Origin of the sequence: Streptococcus mitis (assembly GCF_019929545.1) — a bacterium.
GTDB lineage: Bacteria > Bacillota > Bacilli > Lactobacillales > Streptococcaceae > Streptococcus > Streptococcus mitis_BU.
Genome location: NZ_JAHZPT010000008.1, coordinates 47,097 through 62,842, shown reverse-complemented (window position 1 = coordinate 62,842; position 15,746 = coordinate 47,097). Strand labels below are relative to the sequence as shown.

The 15,746-nt window shown below is 40.3% G+C and carries 14 protein-coding genes; all 14 read left to right on the top strand.

The annotated features are described in order from the left end of the window. Positions 1–212 precede the first annotated feature (212 nt). The 14 genes from aroA to K1I71_RS04105 all read left to right on the top strand — a co-directional run bounded on the left by aroA (position 213) and on the right by K1I71_RS04105 (position 15,746). Entirely contained in the window at positions 213–1,496 is a 1,284-nt protein-coding gene (gene aroA / locus K1I71_RS04170) for a 3-phosphoshikimate 1-carboxyvinyltransferase (RefSeq protein ID WP_223330285.1), read from the top strand. After that, on the top strand, positions 1,489–1,965 hold the full coding sequence (locus K1I71_RS04165) for a shikimate kinase (RefSeq protein WP_223330284.1): 477 nt from the start codon (positions 1,489–1,491) through the stop codon (positions 1,963–1,965). Before aroA ends, K1I71_RS04165 begins: the two co-directional genes overlap by 8 nt. After that, positions 1,962–2,810, top strand: coding sequence for a prephenate dehydratase (gene pheA / locus K1I71_RS04160; protein WP_223330283.1), 849 nt, complete (start codon positions 1,962–1,964; stop codon positions 2,808–2,810). The genes K1I71_RS04165 and pheA overlap by 4 nt, the downstream gene beginning before the upstream one ends. Further along, positions 2,807–4,117: an LCP family protein gene (locus K1I71_RS04155; RefSeq protein WP_125393024.1), complete on the top strand. Its 1,311-nt coding sequence runs from the start codon at positions 2,807–2,809 to the stop codon at positions 4,115–4,117. The genes pheA and K1I71_RS04155 overlap by 4 nt, the downstream gene beginning before the upstream one ends. Before the next feature lie 125 nt (positions 4,118–4,242). Next, positions 4,243–5,088 carry a LicD family protein gene (locus tag K1I71_RS04150; protein WP_080983305.1) on the top strand — a complete coding sequence of 282 codons (846 nt, stop codon included), beginning with the start codon at positions 4,243–4,245 and terminating at the stop codon, positions 5,086–5,088. Further along, positions 5,078–6,181: a glycosyltransferase gene (locus K1I71_RS04145; RefSeq protein WP_223330282.1), complete on the top strand. Its 1,104-nt coding sequence runs from the start codon at positions 5,078–5,080 to the stop codon at positions 6,179–6,181. The genes K1I71_RS04150 and K1I71_RS04145 overlap by 11 nt, the downstream gene beginning before the upstream one ends. A gap of 1 nt (position 6,182) precedes the next feature. Beyond that, a complete protein-coding gene (locus tag K1I71_RS04140; protein WP_033684923.1) occupies positions 6,183–7,169 on the top strand; it encodes a glycosyltransferase family 2 protein in 987 nt (328 codons plus the stop codon). Positions 7,170–7,184: 15 nt separating this feature from the next. Beyond that, positions 7,185–8,654 (top strand): O-antigen polysaccharide polymerase Wzy family protein, encoded by a 1,470-nt coding sequence (locus K1I71_RS04135; RefSeq protein WP_033684924.1) that lies wholly within the window; start codon positions 7,185–7,187, stop codon positions 8,652–8,654. Then, complete coding sequence (tarQ, locus tag K1I71_RS04130) at positions 8,647–9,681, top strand: teichoic acid biosynthesis protein TarQ (RefSeq protein ID WP_223330281.1); 1,035 nt, start codon at positions 8,647–8,649, stop codon at positions 9,679–9,681. Before K1I71_RS04135 ends, tarQ begins: the two co-directional genes overlap by 8 nt. Positions 9,682–9,881: 200 nt before the next feature. Next, on the top strand, positions 9,882–10,619 hold the full coding sequence (gene mecA, locus K1I71_RS04125) for an adaptor protein MecA (protein ID WP_223330286.1): 738 nt from the start codon (positions 9,882–9,884) through the stop codon (positions 10,617–10,619). Between the two features lie 147 nt (positions 10,620–10,766). Continuing rightward, complete coding sequence (locus tag K1I71_RS04120; RefSeq protein ID WP_223330280.1) at positions 10,767–12,053, top strand: homoserine dehydrogenase; 1,287 nt, start codon at positions 10,767–10,769, stop codon at positions 12,051–12,053. Position 12,054: 1 nt separating this feature from the next. After that, the gene (gene thrB, locus K1I71_RS04115; protein WP_223330279.1) at positions 12,055–12,924 is read left to right on the top strand and encodes a homoserine kinase; all 870 of its coding nucleotides are present in this window, start codon (positions 12,055–12,057) and stop codon (positions 12,922–12,924) included. Between the two features lie 98 nt (positions 12,925–13,022). Continuing rightward, on the top strand, positions 13,023–13,961 hold the full coding sequence (gene msrB, locus K1I71_RS04110; protein WP_223330278.1) for a peptide-methionine (R)-S-oxide reductase MsrB: 939 nt from the start codon (positions 13,023–13,025) through the stop codon (positions 13,959–13,961). 60 nt (positions 13,962–14,021) lie between these two features. Continuing rightward, positions 14,022–15,746, top strand: a complete 1,725-nt coding sequence (locus K1I71_RS04105) for an ABC transporter ATP-binding protein (protein ID WP_223330277.1) — start codon at positions 14,022–14,024, stop codon at positions 15,744–15,746.

Here is a 15,746-nt window from a genome sequence, read left to right as displayed (position 1 = left end):
GAATGTGCCAACTAAATGAGACACATACAGTTGATTTTTTCTTTTGTGATAAGAGTGGAGTTTTTAGAGGTGCCCTTCAGATAGTTGGTAAATTGAAAATGAAAAAGAATTGCTAAAATAAGAAAATAGCTATCATAAAGTCAGAAATTTTTAAGGAATTTCTGGCTTTTTATGATAAAATAAGTAAAAGTATTGCAAGTATGAGGTCCAGTATGAAACTAAAAACAAACATTAGCCACTTACACGGCAGTATCCGAGTTCCAGGTGACAAGTCTATCAGCCATCGTTCCATTATCTTTGGAAGTTTGGCTGAGGGTGAGACCAAGGTTTATGATATATTACGTGGCGAAGACGTCCTTTCGACCATGCAAGTCTTTCGTGACCTTGGTGTTGAGATTGAGGATAAAGATGAGGTTATTACCATTCAAGGTGTAGGTATGGATGGTTTAAAAGCTCCGCAAAATGCCCTTGATATGGGAAATTCTGGAACCTCGATTCGCCTGATTTCAGGTGTCCTTGCTTGTGCAGACTTTGAAGTAGAAATGTTTGGAGATGACAGTCTTTCCAAACGTCCTATGGACCGTGTGACGATTCCGCTGAAAAAAATGGGTGTTAACATTTCAGGGCAAACTGAGCGAGACTTGCCTCCTTTGCGTTTAAAAGGGACGAAAATCCTAAGACCTATTCAATATGAGTTGCCAATTGCCTCTGCCCAAGTCAAGTCAGCCTTGATCTTTGCGGCCTTGCAGGCTCAGGGGGAGTCTGTAATTATCGAAAAAGAGTGCACTCGTAATCATACTGAAGATATGCTGCAACAATTTGGTGGTCATTTAAGTGTGGATGGCAAGAAAATCACAGTCCAAGGGCCTCAAAAACTGACTGGACAAAAGGTGGTTGTTCCAGGAGATATTTCCAGTGCAGCCTTTTGGCTAGTCGCAGGTTTGATTGTTCCAAATTCTCGTGTAGTGCTTAAGAATGTAGGTATTAACGAAACGCGTACAGGAATTATCGATGTCATTCGTGCCATGGGTGGAAAACTAGAAATAACTGAAATTGACCCAGTCGCTAAATCTGCTACCTTAACTGTTGAGTCTTCAGACCTCAAAGGAACAGAGATTGGTGGTGCTTTGATTCCACGCTTGATTGATGAATTGCCAATTATTGCCCTGCTGGCGACCCAAGCCCAAGGTGTCACAGTTATCAAGGATGCTGAGGAACTTAAGGTCAAGGAAACAGACCGCATTCAGGTTGTGGCAGACGCCTTAAATAGCATGGGATCAGATATTATTCCTACAGCTGATGGAATGATTATCAAAGGGAAATCAGCCCTTCACGGTGCTAGAGTCAATACGTTTGGTGACCACCGTATCGGTATGATGACAGCTATCGCGGCCCTCTTGGTTGCTGATGGAGAGGTGGAGCTTGACCGTGCTGAAGCTATCAATACCAGCTATCCTAGCTTCTTTGATGATTTGGAGAGCTTGATTCATGGCTAAGGTGTTATTAGGCTTTATGGGGGCTGGAAAATCGACTATTGCAAGAGGATTGGATCCAGATTATCTCGATATGGATGCTCTGATAGAGAAGCGCTTAGGCATGTCTATTTCGGAATTTTTCTCGGAAATGGGAGAAGAGGCCTTTCGACAGGTAGAGTCAGAAGTATTAGCTGAGTTACTACAAAGAGATCAAGTTGTGTCAACTGGTGGAGGAGTGGTTATTTCTCAGAGAAATCGCAACTTACTCAAGACCAATTCTGATAATATCTACCTGAAAGCCGATTTTGAAACTCTCTACCACCGTATCGCAGCTGATAAGGACAATCAGCGTCCGCTTTTTCTAAATAATAGCAAGGAAGAACTAGCAGCTATTTTCCAAGAACGACAGGCTTGGTATGAGGAAGTGGCTAGTCGGATTTTGGATGTGACCAGGTTAAGCCCAGAGGAAATTATAGAGGAACTGAGATGAAAATTGCTTATCTAGGTCCCAAGGGATCATTTTCACACCATGTTGTGCAGACAGCTTTTCCTCATGAGGAATTGCAGGCCTTTGCCAATATTACAGATGTCATTAAGGCCTATGAGCAAGGCTTGGTGGACTATTCTGTGGTACCAGTTGAAAATTCTATCGAGGGTAGTGTTCATGAAACCTTGGACTACCTTTTTCATCAGGCTCGCATTCAAGCAGTTGCAGAAATCGTTCAGCCTATTCATCAGCAGTTGATGGTGGTTCCAGGTCACACTAAGATTGAAAAGATTTTTTCTCATCCACAGGCTTTGGCTCAAGGAAAGAAATTCATCGATGAACAGTATCCAGATGCTCAAATTGAGGTGACTGCTAGTACAGCCTATGCGGCCCGCTTTATTTCCGAACATCCTGACCAGCCTTATGCAGCCATTGCACCTAGAAGTTCTGCTGAAGAATATGGCTTGGAACTGATTGCTGAAGATATTCAAGAAATGGAAGCTAATTTCACACGTTTCTGGGTTTTGGGAGCTGAAATGCCTTCTATTCCCTTGAAATCACAAACTGAAAAAATGAGTTTGGCCTTGACCTTACCGGACAACCTTCCAGGTGCACTTTATAAGGCCCTGTCGACCTTTGCTTGGAGAGGAATTGACCTGACAAAAATTGAAAGTCGGCCACTCAAGACAGCACTGGGAGAATACTTTTTCATTATTGATGTGGACTATACTGATAAGGGCCTAGTCCACTTTGCCCAAAAAGAATTAGAAGCGATTGGAATCCAGTATAAAGTACTGGGCGCCTATCCTATTTATCCAATATCAGACCATGGAAAGGAGAGAAGATGAGTAAAGAAAATCCCTTAAGCCACCACGAGCAGTTGCGTTATGACTATCTTTTTAAGAATATTCATTACCTCAATGAGCGAGAGAAAAAAGAGTTTGCTTACCTGCAAGGTAAGTTAAATATGGCTAGCAGTAGTAAAGCTTCTCCAGAAATTTATAATGAAAATCACGATATGGAAGAGTCTTTCATGGAACCAGTCAATCAGTCTCCTCTTCCATCCTATGGTAACCGTAGTCGTGCAAAAAAATATCAGAAAAGTCATCCTCTTCCAAAGGTTAAGTCCAAAAAACGTAAGATTCGTTGGGGGCGCATTTTTGCAGGATTGCTTGCCCTTCTAGCCTGTGTCGGTTTTGGCATGATTTTTATGTTCCTAAAAGGTTATTCAAATGCGGATCCAAACAAACCTGCCAATGCTAAGGCAGCTCAAGTAGAAGTTTTTCATGGTCAAGATACCAAGGATGGGGTCAATATTTTGATTATGGGAACGGATGGACGGATTGGCCAAAATAGTGCTGAGACGAGAACGGACTCTATTATGGTACTAAACGTTGGTGGCTCAGATAAGAAAATCAAGCTGGTCAGCTTCATGCGTGACAATTTGGTTTATATAGACGGATACAGTCAAGTCATTAATGGTAGAAAGCAGTCAGATAATAAGTTGAATGTGGCCTATGAACTAGGAGAACAAGAGGGGCAAAAAGGGGCAGAAATGGTTCGCCAAGTATTGAAAGATAATTTTGACTTGGACATTAAGTACTACGCCTTGGTAGACTTCCAGGCATTCGCAACTGCTATTGACACTCTATTTCCTGATGGTGTGACGATTGATGCCAAATTCTCAACCTTAGAAGGTCAACCTTTAACCGAAGCTACAGTCGGAGATGATTTACATGCTACGGAAACAGAGTCACCAACCCAGACTATTAAAGTTGGGAAACAGCAGATGAACGGTTCAACCTTGCTCAATTATGCACGTTTCCGTGATGACGATGAAGGTGATTATGGTCGTACCAAGAGACAACAGCAAGTATTGACAGCTGTTCTGCAACAACTCAAGGATCCAACCAAACTCTTTACTGGATCAGAAGCACTTGGTAAGGTCTTTGGGATGACCTCTACGAATGTTCCCTATAGTTTCTTATTGACCAATGGCTTATCCTTCCTAGATGGAGCGCAAAATGGTATTGAGAGATTAACAGTTCCAGAACTGGGTGATTGGGTCGATGCCTATGATGTCTATGGAGGACAGGCACTCTTAGTAGACCAAAATAAATATCAAACCAAGCTAGCTCAAATGGGAATGAGATAAGATAAGACAGAAAAATCAAAGTTTGAAGGCTATTTATCCAGCAGTCAGGCTTTGATTTTTTACAGTCTGCAATAGATTTTCACCCCCTATTTGTGGTATAATGAAACGATACGATAGAAAGAATAATGAACAATATGACTGATTTAAAAGCAATTCAGGCTCGTAGTCTGGAGATGGCTGAATATTTTGTTGCTTTTTGCAAGGAACATGATTTACTTTGTTATCTCTGTGGAGGAGGTGCTATTGGTGCCCTTCGAAACAAGGGTTTTATTCCTTGGGATGACGACCTAGACTTTTTTATGCCTCGTAAGGATTATGAGAAATTAGCAGAAATATGGCCTCGTTATGCAGATGAGCGTTATTTCTTGTCAAAGAGTAACAAGGATTTTGTCGATCGTAATCTTTTTATTACCATTCGTGACAAGGAAACCACCTGTATCAAACCTTACCAGCAGGATTTGAATTTACCACATGGTTTGGCCTTGGATGTGTTGCCTTTGGATTATTATCCGAAAAATTCAGCTGAGCGAAAGAAGCAGATTCGCTGGGCACTGATTTATTCACTCTTTTGTGCCCAAACTATTCCAGAAAAACATGGCGCACTTATGAAATGGGGAAGTTGCATTTTACTCGGTTTGACTCCAAAATCTCTTCGTTATCGCATTTGGAAAAAAGCTGAAAAAGAAATGACCAAGTACAGTCTAGATGAGAGCGATGGAATCACGGAATTATGCTCGGGTCCTGGTTACATGAGAAACAAGTACCTAATCGAATCTTTTGAAGATAATCTTTTCTTGCCATTTGAAGAGACAGAGATGCCCGTTCCAGTCGGCTATGATGCTTATCTCAGCACTGCTTTTGGGGATTATATGACGCCGCCACCAGTAGATAAGCAGCTACCACATCATGATGCTGTCATCGCTGATATGGATAAGTCTTATACAGAATACAAGGGAGAATATGGTGGCTAAGAAAAAAATATTATTTTTTATGTGGTCTTTTTCTCTCGGGGGTGGAGCAGAGAAGATTCTATCTACCATTGTTTCAAATCTAGATCCAGAAAAGTATGATATTGATATTCTGGAAATGGAACATTTTGATAAGGGATACGAATCTGTTCCCAAGCATGTACGCATTTTAAAATCCTTTCAGGATTATCGCCAAGCCAGATGGATTCGAGCTCTTTTGTGGAGAATGAGAATTTATTTTCCAAGATTGACACGTCGCTTACTGGTGAAAGATGACTATGATGTTGAGGTTTCCTTTACCATTATGAATCCTCCACTTTTGTTCTCTAAAAGAAAAGAAGTCAAGAAGATCTCTTGGATTCATGGAAGTATCGAAGAATTTCTTAAGGATAGTTCAAAAAGAGAATCACATAGACGCCAGTTGGATGCTGCGGATACCATTGTAGGAATTTCAAAAAAGACCAGTCATTCTATCAAGGAAGTCTATCCAGATTATGCTTCGAAATTACAGACGGTCTACAATGGATATGATTTTAAGAGTCTTCTAGAAAAATCTCAAGAGAAAATTGATATCGAGATTGCGCCTCAAAGTATCTGTACTATCGGACGGATTGAGGAAAATAAGGGTTCTGACCGTGTGGTAGAAGTGATACGATTATTACACCAAGAGGGAAAAAACTATCATCTCTACTTCATAGGGGCTGGGGATATGGAAGAGGAACTGAAAAAACGAGTTAAAGAATATGAGCTTGAAGACTATGTACATTTCCTTGGTTATCAAAAAAATCCTTATCAGTATTTATCTCAGATGAAAGTTCTCTTGTCTATGTCTAAACAAGAAGGTTTTCCTGGAGTGTATGTGGAAGCCTTGAGTCTGGGACTTCCTTTTGTCTCTACGGATGTCGGAGGGGCTGAGGAATTATCCCAAGAAGGACGATTTGGCCAAATCATTGAGAGCAATCAAGAGGCAGCTCAGGCAATTACGAACTACATGACCTCTGCCTCAAATTTTGATGTCAATGAGGCTAGCCAATTCATTCAACAATTCACAATTGCCAAACAAATCGAACAAGTAGAAAAACTATTAGAGGAGTAGCATGGAAACTGCATTAATTAGTGTCATTGTGCCAGTCTATAATGTGGCGCAGTACCTAGAAAAATCGATAGCTTCCATTCAGGAGCAGACCTATCAAAATCTGGAAATTATTCTTGTTGATGATGGAGCAACGGATGAAAGTGGTCGCTTGTGTGATTCAATCGCTGAACAAGATGATAGGGTGTCAGTGCTTCATAAAAAGAATGAAGGTTTGTCGCAAGCACGAAACGATGGAATGAAGCAGGCTCACGGAGATTATCTGATTTTTATTGACTCAGATGATTATATCCATCCAGAAATGATTCAGAGCTTATATGAGCAATTAATTCAAGAAGATGCGGATGTTTCGAGCTGTGGTGTCATGAATGTCTATGCTAATGATGAAAGCCCACAGTCAGCCAATCAGGATGAGTATTTTGTCTGTGATTCTCAAACATTTCTGAGGGAATACCTCATAGGTGAAAAAATACCTGGAACGATCTGTAATAAGCTAATCAAGAGAGAGATTGCAACTGCCCTATCCTTTCCAAAGGGATTGATTTATGAAGATGCTTATTATCATTTTGATTTGATCAAGTTGGCCAAGAAGTATGTGGTTAATACCAAACCCTATTATTACTATTTCCATAGAGGGGATAGTATTACGACTAAACCTTATGCAGAGAAGGATTTAGCCTATATTGATATCTATCAAAAATTCTATAATGAAGTTATGAAAAACTATCCGGACTTGAAAGATGTTGCTTTTTTCAGATTGGCTTATGCTCATTTCTTTATTCTGGATAAGATGTTGCTAGATGATCAGTATAAACAATTTGAAGCCTATTCCCAGATTCATCGTTTTTTAAAAAGCCATGCCTTTGCTATTGCTAGGAATCCAATTTTCCGTAAGGGGAGAAGAATTAGTGCTTTGGCTCTATTCATAAATATTTCCTTATACCGATTCTTATTACTGAAAAATATTGAAAAATCTAAAAAATTACATTAGAACGGGGGTGAGCAAGTGATTGATGGGAAACGATTATTATTTAGTTTGACCATAGTCAGCTATGCCTTGACGCTAGTAAGTGGAATTGTGTATCTGTTTAATAATAACAATGTTAGCTTGCTTTCTACTTTATTGTTCTTACTGGTTAGTAGCTTAATTGCTTGTTGGAATGATATCAAGTATTACTTAATCCATTTTATTTTCTTTTTAACTATTTTTGTATTTCTGGTATCAAGGCCGACCATTGATTATTTTAGGGATGGTGCTTTGGATACCTATCATCCCATAGCCTATCGTTTTGCCTTTATAGTCGTCATGGTTTCGATATTGGGATTGACCACAGGGGGGCTCCTAGCTCGCTATTTTATAGCTAGAAAGCAAATAAAAGTACCCAAGATAGGAAGTTCTCTAAAAGATGTTTACATCAAGCGGTTGCGCTTTGTATCGCTAGGAGTTTTTCTTCTAACCTATCCTTTCTATTTCATTCGGTTATTTGAACGACTCCTGTATCGCTTGCAGACTTCCTACTATGCCTACTATGCAAACTTTGAAAGTAAACTGCCTTATTTTACCTATATCTTATCAACATTTACGGTCTATGCAATGTGTATGTATTTGGCAACCAAGCCAAAGAAATTGCAGGCAACAGCAGTGCTTGTCTCCTTTATTGCAGCTAATACTATTCATTTGGCAATCGGGACACGCAATCCCTTTATTTTAAGTATTCTATTTGCTTTTGTTTACTACTTTATGCGGGAGCAAACAGAAAAGGGAAAATGGATTGGATTTAAAGAAAAGTTGGCGATTTTTGTAGGTTCTCCTATTCTCATGTTAGCGATGGGAATACTCAATTATGTACGGGATAATGTCCAAGTTTCCCATACAGGTTTCTGGGATATCTTACTTGACTTTATCTATAAACAAGGAACCAGTTTTGGTGTTTTGGCTCGAGGCTTTCTATTTAACAGTAGCCTCCCTTACCGAGATTTACGCAATTTTACTTTTGGTCCTGTTATTGATTATTTTGCAAGGGGAAGTTTAGGGGCCATTTTCGGAGGAAAAGCCTTTGAGCATACAACCAATAGTGTGGAACTAGCTATTGATAGTAATAGTTATGCCCACAATCTATCCTATCTTGTCTTAAACAAGGAATACTTGAAAGGACATGGTATCGGAAGTAGCTATATTATGGAGTTGTATACCGACTATGGTATGATAGGAGTCTTTCTACTTAGTCTCTTGCTAGGTATGTTATTCATAGCCATGCTGCAAGTAGCCTATCGTTCAAGAACAATCCTATTTGCCTTGTCCCTACTTATCTTGAATAATCTATTCTTTATGCCAAGAAGTAGCTTTTCAGAAAGTTTCTTCAATCTATTTACAATGCAATTCTGGGGAATTGTTCTTGTGATTATATTTGTAGCAAAAATGCTTACAAAAGAGAACCAGTATCTACTAAACAAAGGAGAAAAAAATCATGTTTGAACATTATTCAGTAGCTGATTTGTTTGCAAATCTTTATAAAAAACGAAAAGCAAATATTCTAGCTCTCATCGCTTTATTTGCTCTCATTGCTGTACCATTTACAATTAAAGCAGTTAAGAATAAAAACACTGTCAAAGACACAACAAGTTATTCAACTTATCTTAGCTATAAAATTACTCCTCCAGAAGATTCAGCCAAAACGATTTTGAATCATCAAATTGGTGGTTATAGTGATTTCTACGGGAAATTGATTGATGGGAATTTGAATGGAGCTTATCTTTTCAATGATGTAGATTCTAGTGAGTTGAAAAAAATTGCCAGTGAATTAGATACGACAGAAACAACCTTGAAAAATTCTACGAATGATTATTGGTGGAAAAAACTGACTGTCTACTATATGATTGACGATGCAGGGGTTGGTGTGAAAATTTTGACACCAAGTAAAGATGCTAATGACTTGTTGGAGCGAAAAATTGATGGATTGATTGAGAAATTTAAACACACTTATGCAAATGTAAAAATTGAAAAATTGGAAACCATCAACTCTAAAGAATTGAATGCAAATGGTGAGACAGCGCTTGGATTGAATGTGAAGAATTTGATTCTCCGTTTAGCTGTTATTGGAGTAGTCTGTGTGATTTTGGTTGTGATGGGAAATGTATTGGTTTATCTCTTTAATCCAACAATCAATAGAGCAGGTGATTTTTCTCAATATCAAATTGATTTTGTAACAGAGATCACAACAATTGCCAACCTAGCAGATGTCTTGTCATACAAAAATGCTGGACAAGAATTAACAATCGTTAGCTCAAACAAAGCTATCCTAGATAAATTGAAACAAAATCAAGAGACTTTAAAAGGAATGCATTTTGTAGATTTACAAGATGTGCCATCTCTTTTAGAAAGAGATACAGTCCTTCTTGTTGAAGAATACGGAGTGACTCGTTATAAGAAATTTGAGCAAAGTCTTCAAATTCTTCGAAACTTAAATCGTTCTATCCTCGGTGTAGCAACCTTTAAACTATAAGCTTTCTGATGTATTAGGTCTTCAAAGTTGGCTAAGAGCCGATTTTGAAGGCTTTTTCTATTTGTCTGCAGAAATTTTCTTTTAGAGTCTTCTACAGAAGTTACCCTATGGAAAATCTATCCCGACAGAGGAGCCTTCTTTTGATAAAATCGTAAAAATCTAGTATAATAGATAGAACTGAAAGTATGAGGTTACTAGCAATGAAAATGAAACAAATCAGTGATACAACTTTAAAAATCACGATGTCTTTAGAGGATTTGATGGATCGAGGAATGGAGATTGCTGACTTTCTCGTTCCTCAAGAAAAAACAGAAGAGTTCTTTTATGCCATCTTGGATGAGTTAGAGATGCCTGAGAGCTTTTTGGATACAGGCATGTTGAGTTTCCGTGTGACTCCAAAACCTGATAAGGTAGATGTCTTTGTAACCAAATCAAAGATTGACCAAAATCTAGATTTTGAAGACTTATCGGATTTACCAGATATGGAAGAATTAGCCCAAATGTCGCCAGATGAATTTATCAAAACCTTGGAAAAAAGCATCGCAGACAAAACCAAGGATGACATCGAAGCGATTCAATCTCTAGAGCAAGTCGAAGCTAAGGAAGAAGAGCAAGAGCATGCTGAACAAGAAGCTGAGAGCAAGAAAGAGCCTTACATCTATTACATCCTTTCTTTTGCTAAGTTGGCTGACTTGGTTACTTTTGCCAAGACAGTGACTTTTGAGATGGAAACTTCTGAACTCTACAAGATGAATGAGCGCTATTATTTGACCATTTTAGTGGATATTGAAAATCATCCAAGTCCATATCCAGCGTGGCTTTTGGCCCGTATGCGCGAGTTTGCAGATGATAGTGATATCAGTCGCTCAGTCTTGCAAGAGTATGGTCAAGTCTTGATGAATCACGATGCAGTACTTAATCTGCAAAAGATTGGATAATCCTTTCTGGAAAGCTATTTCTAGATTTTAAGAAGAGCGAATCGTCTGATTCGTTTTTTTCTAGACTGAAATAGTGATTTACTATAATAGGAATTTTCACAAAATTCTGTTATAATGGCTATATTAGAAAATTTCGAGGAGATAAACATGACAGTTAAAATTGCTTTACTAGGATTTGGTACCGTTGCAAGTGGTGTGCCTTTCCTCCTAAAGGAAAATGGAGAAAAAATCAATCAATCAGCACATTCAGATATTGAAGTTGCTAAGGTATTGGTCAAGGATGAAGATGAAAAGAACTGCTTGCTTGCTGCAGGGAATGACTTTAACTTTGTAACCAATGTGGATGACATTTTGTCAGACCAAGACATTACCATCGTAGTGGAATTAATGGGTCGTATCGAACCTGCTAAGACCTTTATCACTCGTGCCTTGGAAGCTGGGAAACACGTTGTTACTGCTAACAAGGACCTTTTGGCTGTCCATGGAGCAGAATTGTTAGAAATCGCTAAAGCTAATAAGGTAGCACTTTATTACGAAGCAGCAGTAGCTGGTGGTATTCCAATTCTTCGTACTTTAGCAAATTCGTTGGCTTCTGATAAAATCACGCGCGTGCTTGGAGTAGTCAACGGAACTTCTAACTTCATGATGACCAAGATGGTGGAAGAAGGCTGGTCTTACGATGATGCTCTTGCGGAAGCGCAGAGACTTGGTTTTGCAGAAAGCGACCCGACAAATGATGTAGATGGGATTGATGCAGCCTACAAGATGGTTATTTTGAGCCAATTTGCCTTTGGTATGAAGGTTGCTTTTGATGATGTAGCTCACAAGGGAATTCGTAACATCACACCAGAAGACGTAGCTGTAGCCCAAGACTTGGGTTATGTAGTGAAATTGGTTGGTTCTATCGAGGAAACTTCTTCAGGAATTGCTGCAGAAGTGACTCCAACCTTCCTTCCTAAAGCGCATCCACTTGCCAGTGTGAATGGAGTAATGAACGCTGTCTTTGTAGAATCTATCGGTATCGGTGAGTCTATGTACTACGGACCAGGTGCTGGTCAAAAACCAACTGCAACAAGTGTTGTGGCGGATATTGTCCGTATCGTTCGTCGCCTGAATGATGGAACCATTGGCAAAGACTTCAACGAATATAGCCGTGACTTGGTCTTGGCAAATCCTGAGGATGTCAAAGCTAATTACTACTTCTCAATCTTGGCTCCAGACTCAAAAGGTCAGGTCTTGAAATTGGCTGAAATCTTCAATGCTCAAGATATTTCCTTCAAGCAAATTCTCCAAGATGGCAAAGAGGGGGACAAGGCGCGTGTCGTGATCATCACACACAAGATTAATAAAGCCCAGCTTGAAAATGTCTCAGCTGAATTGAAGAAGGTTTCAGAATTTGACCTCTTGAATACCTTCAAGGTGCTAGGAGAATAAGATGAAAATTATTGTACCTGCAACCAGTGCCAATATTGGGCCAGGTTTTGACTCGGTCGGTGTAGCTGTAACCAAGTATCTTCAAATTGAGGTATGTGAAGAACGAGATGAGTGGCTGATTGAACACCAGATTGGCAAATGGATTCCACATGACGAGCGCAATCTCTTGCTCAAAATCGCTTTGCAAATTGTACCAGACTTGCAACCAAGACGCTTGAAAATGACCAGTGATGTTCCCTTGGCGCGTGGTTTGGGTTCTTCTAGCTCGGTTATCGTTGCTGGGATTGAACTAGCCAACCAACTGGGTCAGCTAAACTTGTCGGATCATGAAAAATTGCAGTTGGCGACCAAGATTGAAGGGCATCCTGACAATGTGGCTCCAGCTATTTATGGTAATCTCGTTATTGCAAGTTCCGTTGAAGGGCAAGTCTCTGCTATCGTAGCAGACTTCCCAGAGTGTGATTTCCTAGCCTATATTCCAAACTATGAATTGCGTACTCGAGACAGTCGTGGTGTCTTGCCTAAGAAATTGTCCTATAAGGAAGCTGTTGCAGCTAGTTCTATCGCCAATGTGGCGGTTGCGGCCTTGTTGGCAGGAGACATGGCGACTGCTGGGCAAGCAATCGAGGGAGACCTCTTCCACGAGCGCTATCGTCAGGACTTGGTGAGAGAATTTGCGACGATTAAGCAAGTAGCCAAAGAAAATGGTGCCTATGCAACCTACCTCTCTGGTGCTGGACCGACAGTTATGGTCTTGGCTTCTCATGACAAGATGCCAACGATTAAGGCAGAATTGGAAAAGAAACCTTTCAAAGGAAAACTTCATGACTTGAAGGTTGATACCCAAGGTGTCCGTGTAGAAGCAAAATAAAGAATAGAAGATAGGATGGGGAAACTCTTGACCAGAGGGCTTCCTATCCTTTTTTTGAAAAGAATTCGAGTTAAAAACTTGATAAAGGAGAAATAAAGATGGCAGAAATTTATCTAGCAGGTGGTTGTTTTTGGGGCCTAGAGGAATATTTTTCACGCATTTCTGGAGTGCTAGCAACCAGTGTTGGCTACGCTAATGGAAAAGTCGAAACGACCAATTACCAGTTGCTCAAGGAAACAGACCATGCAGAAACGGTTCAAGTGATTTACGATGAGAAGGTAGTCTCACTCAGAGAAATTTTACTTTATTATTTCCGTATTATTGATCCATTATCAGTCAATCAACAAGGGAATGACCGTGGACGTCAGTATCGGACTGGAATTTATTACCAAGATGAAGCTGATTTGCCAGCTATCTACACAGTGGTGCAGGAGCAGGAGCGCATGATTGGGCGAAAGATTGCAGTAGAGGTGGAGAAACTACGTCATTACATTCTGGCTGAAGACTATCACCAAGACTATCTTAAGAAAAATCCTTCAGGTTACTGTCATATCGATGTGACCGATGCTGAGAAGCCATTGATTGATGCCTCTAACTATGAAAAGCCTAGTCAAGAGGTGTTAAAGGGCAGTTTATCTGAAGAGTCCTATCGTGTTACCCAAGAAGCTGCTACAGAGGCTCCATTTACCAATGCCTATGACCAAACCTTTGAAGAAGGGATTTATGTAGATATTACGACAGGTGAGCCACTCTTTTTTGCCAAGGATAAGTTTGCCTCAGGTTGTGGTTGGCCAAGTTTTAGTCGTCCGATTTCTAAGGAGTTGATTCATTATTACAAGGACATGAGCCATGGAATGGAGCGAATCGAGGTTCGTTCTCGTTCAGGCAATGCTCATTTGGGTCATGTTTTCACAGATGGACCGCGTGAGTTTGGTGGCCTCCGTTACTGTATCAATTCTTCTTCCTTGCGCTTTGTGGCCAAGGATGAGATGGAAAAAGCAGGATATGGCTATCTACTGCCATACTTAAACAAATAAAATAGAGAGGGTGGGTGCTTCCCACTTTCTTCATTTCCAGAATACGAATAGAAGGGATTTATGAAACACCTATTATCTTACTTTAAACCCTACATCAAGGAATCCATTTTAGCCCCCTTGTTCAAGTTACTAGAAGCTGTGTTTGAGCTCTTGGTTCCCATGGTGATTGCTGGGATTGTTGACCAATCCTTGCCCCAGAGAAATCAAGGACATCTCTGGATGCAGATTGGGTTGCTCCTTATCTTTGCAGTGATTGGTGTGGTAGTAGCCTTAATAGCCCAGTTCTACTCAGCTAAGGCTGCGGTTGGATTTGCCAAAGAATTGACAGGTGACCTCTATCGCCATATTCTTTCCTTGCCCAAGGACAGCAGAGATCGTTTGACCACTTCTAGCTTGGTCACTCGCTTGACTTCGGACACTTACCAGATTCAGACTGGTATCAATCAATTCCTGCGTCTCTTTTTACGAGCGCCTATTATCGTTTTTGGAGCCATTTTTATGGCCTATCGAATCTCAGCTGAGCTGACTCTTTGGTTCTTGGTCATGGTTGTCATTTTGACCATTGTTATTGTAGGGCTCTCTAGACTGGTTAATCCTCTCTACAGCAGTCTGAGAAAGAAAACGGATCAACTGGTTCAGGAAACACGTCAGCAATTACAAGGAATGCGGGTTATTCGTGCTTTTGGACAAGAAAAACGAGAGTTACAGATTTTTCAAACTCTTAACCAAGTCTATGCTAGATTACAAGAAAAGACAGGTTTCTGGTCCAGTTTATTAACACCCCTGACCTATCTGATTGTAAATGGAACTCTCCTCGTCATTATATGGCAAGGCTATATTTCTATTCAAGGAGGATTGCTCAGTCAAGGTGCTCTCATTGCCCTTATCAACTATCTCTTACAGATTTTGGTGGAATTGGTCAAGCTAGCCATGCTGATCAATTCTCTCAACCAGTCCTATATCTCAGCTAAACGAATCGAGGAAGTCTTTGCTGAAGCTCCAGAAGATATTCATTCAGAATTAGAACAAAAACAGGTTACCAGCGATCAGGTTTTACAAGTCAAGGAATTAACCTTTACCTATCCTGATGCGGCCCAGCCTTCTCTGAGAGACATTTCCTTTGATATGAAGCAAGGGCAAATCCTTGGTATCATTGGGGGAACAGGTTCTGGTAAATCAAGCTTAGTACAACTCATCCTTGGACTTTATCCAGCAGATAAGGGGAGCATTTACCCTTATCGAGATGGATCTAGTCCTCGTAATCTTGAGCAGTGGCGGTCTTGGATTGCCTATGTGCCCCAAAAAGTCGAACTTTTTAAAGGAACCATTCGTTCCAACTTGACTCTAGGTTTAGATCAAGAAGTAACTGACCAAGAACTCTGGCAGGCATTGGAAATTGCGCAAGCAAAGGATTTTGTCAGTGAAAAGGAAGGACTCTTGGATGCCCTAGTTGAGGCAGGAGGACGAAATTTCTCGGGCGGTCAAAAACAAAGGCTGTCGATCGCTCGAGCAGTATTGCGCCAAGCCCCGTTTCTCGTCCTAGATGATGCGACTTCGGCACTGGACACCATCACAGAGTCCAAGCTCTTGAAAGCTATCCGAGAAAACTTGCCAAATACCAGTTTAATCTTGATCTCTCAACGAACCTCGATTTTACAGATGGCTGACCAGATTCTCCTCTTAGAAAAAGGAGAGCTCCTAGCTATCGGCAAGCACGAGGACTTGATGAAATCCAGTCAAGTTTATCGCGAAATCAATGCATCCCAACATGGTAAGGAGGACTAG

Coding starts and splice junctions, on each gene's coding strand:
- msrB (WP_223330278.1), top strand. CDS start 13,023: ATGGCAGAAATTTATCTAGCAGGTGGTTGTTTTTGGGGCCTAGAGGAA.
- K1I71_RS04150 (WP_080983305.1), top strand. CDS start 4,243: ATGAACAATATGACTGATTTAAAAGCAATTCAGGCTCGTAGTCTGGAG.
- K1I71_RS04140 (WP_033684923.1), top strand. CDS start 6,183: ATGGAAACTGCATTAATTAGTGTCATTGTGCCAGTCTATAATGTGGCG.
- K1I71_RS04145 (WP_223330282.1), top strand. CDS start 5,078: ATGGTGGCTAAGAAAAAAATATTATTTTTTATGTGGTCTTTTTCTCTC.
- tarQ (WP_223330281.1), top strand. CDS start 8,647: ATGTTTGAACATTATTCAGTAGCTGATTTGTTTGCAAATCTTTATAAA.
- K1I71_RS04155 (WP_125393024.1), top strand. CDS start 2,807: ATGAGTAAAGAAAATCCCTTAAGCCACCACGAGCAGTTGCGTTATGAC.
- aroA (WP_223330285.1), top strand. CDS start 213: ATGAAACTAAAAACAAACATTAGCCACTTACACGGCAGTATCCGAGTT.
- K1I71_RS04105 (WP_223330277.1), top strand. CDS start 14,022: ATGAAACACCTATTATCTTACTTTAAACCCTACATCAAGGAATCCATT.
- K1I71_RS04120 (WP_223330280.1), top strand. CDS start 10,767: ATGACAGTTAAAATTGCTTTACTAGGATTTGGTACCGTTGCAAGTGGT.
- thrB (WP_223330279.1), top strand. CDS start 12,055: ATGAAAATTATTGTACCTGCAACCAGTGCCAATATTGGGCCAGGTTTT.
- K1I71_RS04165 (WP_223330284.1), top strand. CDS start 1,489: ATGGCTAAGGTGTTATTAGGCTTTATGGGGGCTGGAAAATCGACTATT.
- pheA (WP_223330283.1), top strand. CDS start 1,962: ATGAAAATTGCTTATCTAGGTCCCAAGGGATCATTTTCACACCATGTT.
- mecA (WP_223330286.1), top strand. CDS start 9,882: ATGAAAATGAAACAAATCAGTGATACAACTTTAAAAATCACGATGTCT.